A 2,887-nucleotide genomic window follows, 5' to 3' on the forward strand; every position below is an offset into this window, starting at 1 on the left:
AAGACCCCTTGAAGACGACGAGGTTGATAGGTTCGGGGTGGAAGTGCCGCAAGGTATGGAGCTGACGAATACTAATCGGTCGAGGGCTTATCCAAAAAGAACCCCACAAAGTGGAGAGAAGCGTTGAAGCTGACTCCGAATACGTTGTGAGGAAACCGTGAAAATATATAGCGTTGCTCGACGCTGCTTGTTTCGGATCTAGTTTTCAAGGAATAACCTTGACATTCGTTTGGTGATGATGGCGGAGGGGAACCACGCGTTCCCATCTCGAACACGACCGTTAAGCCCTCCAGCGCCAATGGTACTTAGACCGCAGGGTCTTGGGAGAGTAGGACGTTGCCAAGCAAAAAACACAAAAAAGCAGCTGATCTTTCGTAGATCAACTGCTTTTTTTGTATAATCGAATGTAGTTGTATTTGTCTAATGTTGTTCCAAGAAAATGTCTTATCCACCAATAGAAAATACAGTTCATTTTTTAGTTTTTGTAATCAAATCGGTCACAGTTACAAATTCATAACCTTGCTTTTTCAACTCAGGTAAAATTCTACGCAGCGCCCCTACAGTTTGAGAACAATCACCCTGCAAATCATGAAATAATATAATATCCCCATTGTGTACGTTGGAAAGAACCGTATCCACTATTTTATCTACACCAGGTCTCTTCCAGTCCTTAGTATCCTGATACCACGACCACATAACAACAGTAAGCTTGTCTTCCTTTGTTAAATCGAGCAGAGCATCATTATAAAAGCCACCAGGCGGACGGAAAACATGCGGCACCTGCTCTGTTATATCAAAGATTACCTCTTGCGTTTGCCGTATTTCTTCGATTAGTTTGGCAGGGGAGACATTTTTAAGGTAATGATGATCAAAAGTATGATTTGCGATTTCATGCCCTTCATTTACCTCGCGAATTGCGATAGTCGGATACATTTGAACTCTTTTCCCTAATACAAAAAAAGTTGCTTTTGCCTGGTTTTCTTTTAACAGATCAAGAATTTGAGGTGTGAATACGGGGTTCGGGCCATCGTCAAACGTGAGAGCGATCAACTTTTTATCCGTTGTAACATTCCAAACTACTTCACTATTAGGACTTACAGATGCTGCTGTGGTTAAAGCGACAATAAGTGCACAAACAGCTGACTTTTTAATCATGCTAAACAATATAATCAACTCCTCGCGAATCCTTTCTATAGTTTGCAAGAAGCTTATTAGGAATATACAAAAAAGCAATTGCTCATTTTAAGCAATTGCTTTAATCTTTTTCTATTCATTTTTGATCATGTAGATCTTTACTTGCTGAACTCCGAATTTCATTGCTTTTGTTTTGCTATCTGGGACATAAATGTCAATCTTATTGCCTTTAACGGAACCGCCTATGTCTGCAGCAGTAGCATACATACCTTCAGCTGGTAGTCCGTCATAGCTATAGCCCTCAATGTAAACCTTTGAACCTAAAGGGATAACTGATGGATCAACGGAGATAGTGCCTATCTGGAGAGGATTCCCAAAGTAATCTACACTCGCATGACCGCCATTTTCTGATGAAGATCCAGTGTATGCAGTTGCATTGGCATTGATGATTTTCTCGAATTGAGTTGCATACCATGCTGGAGCGTGATAATTCTTATCTTCATTTAGGATAGCTATGCGGTTAGTAGGATCCCATTGTATGCGAATTTTTAGCGAGTCGGCTAAGGATCTAAAAGGGACATATACTTTTCCGTTTACTAGTTGTGGTGCAGACGCAATGGCGACAGGTTTCTCATTAACAATGGCTGTAAGACTTCCAGTAGTAAAAGAAACAGTAGTGTTTTGGTTCTTAAGAGTTACTTTCCATGCTTGTCCTACAGGCTCGGGATGAGCTTCATATCCCAGGAGATCGCTCATAGTGCGAATAGGCACCTGAAGTAAATGGGAGTTGTCCAAAAAAGGCTGGGCATCCGGAAAGTTGGCTAGTTTGTCATTAATTTGCACTTTGATCTCAGTTGATTTTAGTGGGGATGCATGTGCACTTGTTACCGGACCAAGATAACCAAACAATAAGGATGATGTAATAATAACGCTTTTGACAAAATGCTTCATTTATTCCCTCCTTGTGCCTCCGAGGTTAGTTGACGGATTCGGGAAGAGGATTCTCCCTAGTTTGCATGCCTGCAATCATTCACCCCAATAAATCGTCCCCCGTACAAACCCAAATATCTGTTTGATTCGGCATCTGTAGAAATTATCATAATTCGGTTAAATGATCAATGTATAAAATCAACCAGTTAATTACTAAATTTGGGTATTACTTAAAAATCCTCTAAATAGCAAGGTTCTGTGGATGGTATTACACTACTATTATAGGAGAAATAAACAGATAAATTTAATTGTATTAATTACTTGCTATTATTAGATCGGCGTGGTATATTAGTCGTCCGGCCATAAACGGTACGGAGTGTTAAAAGAACAACTTACAAATGATTTAAAAAAAGACTTGCAATGTTAAAATGGTTATGGTATATTAATCAGGTCGCTTTTGACAGGTTGTTGAAAACGATGGAAAACAAACCATAATTGCCCTTTGAAAACTGAACAACGAGTGAGTGTTAAAATAGAGAATGAAAATTCTCGCTAGCATTACTTTTGAGCTTAAGACAAGCTTGCGTTAAACGGTCTTCGTGACCAACTTTAATGGAGAGTTTGATCCTGGCTCAGGACGAACGCTGGCGGCGTGCCTAATACATGCAAGTCGAGCGGATTGTTCCTTCGGGAACAGTTAGCGGCGGACGGGTGAGTAACACGTAGGCAACCTGCCTGTAAGACCGGGATAACTATCGGAAACGATAGCTAAGAGCGGATAGCTGGATGGAACGCATGTTCTGTTCATGAAACACGGAGCAAT

The 2,887-nt window shown here is 40.6% G+C and carries 2 protein-coding genes, 3 rRNA genes and 1 riboswitch; of the genes, 3 read left to right on the forward strand and 2 right to left on the reverse strand.

The annotated features are described in order from the left end of the window. Together NV381_RS38030 and rrf are read left to right on the forward strand one after the other, a co-directional pair. Positions 1-95: ribosomal RNA gene (locus tag NV381_RS38030) — 23S ribosomal RNA — on the forward strand; the annotation flags it as partial. Between the two features lie 133 nt (positions 96-228). Then, positions 229-345: ribosomal RNA gene (gene rrf / locus NV381_RS38035) — 5S ribosomal RNA — on the forward strand. Between the two features lie 123 nt (positions 346-468). Here rrf and NV381_RS38040 read toward each other — a convergent pair. Together NV381_RS38040 and NV381_RS38045 are read right to left on the reverse strand one after the other, a co-directional pair. Next, positions 469-1,155 carry a polysaccharide deacetylase family protein gene (locus NV381_RS38040; protein ID WP_258218449.1) on the reverse strand — a complete coding sequence of 229 codons (687 nt, stop codon included), beginning with the start codon at positions 1,153-1,155 and terminating at the stop codon, positions 469-471. 111 nt (positions 1,156-1,266) lie between these two features. After that, positions 1,267-2,085, reverse strand: a complete 819-nt coding sequence (locus tag NV381_RS38045; protein ID WP_258218448.1) for a stalk domain-containing protein — start codon at positions 2,083-2,085, stop codon at positions 1,267-1,269. Next, positions 2,086-2,227, reverse strand: a riboswitch (cyclic di-AMP (ydaO/yuaA leader). Positions 2,228-2,673: 446 nt separating this feature from the next. Between NV381_RS38045 and NV381_RS38050 the strand changes: the two genes are divergently transcribed. Beyond that, positions 2,674-2,887 (forward strand): 16S ribosomal RNA (locus NV381_RS38050); the annotation flags it as partial.

Origin of the sequence: Paenibacillus radicis (ex Xue et al. 2023) (assembly GCF_024722015.1) — a bacterium.
GTDB lineage: Bacteria > Bacillota > Bacilli > Paenibacillales > NBRC-103111 > Paenibacillus_S.

Excerpts from the sequence above, each read along its gene's own strand:
- NV381_RS38040 (WP_258218449.1), bottom strand. The coding sequence starts at position 1,155 with ATGATTAAAAAGTCAGCTGTTTGTGCACTTATTGTCGCTTTAACCACA.
- NV381_RS38045 (WP_258218448.1), bottom strand. The coding sequence starts at position 2,085 with ATGAAGCATTTTGTCAAAAGCGTTATTATTACATCATCCTTATTGTTT.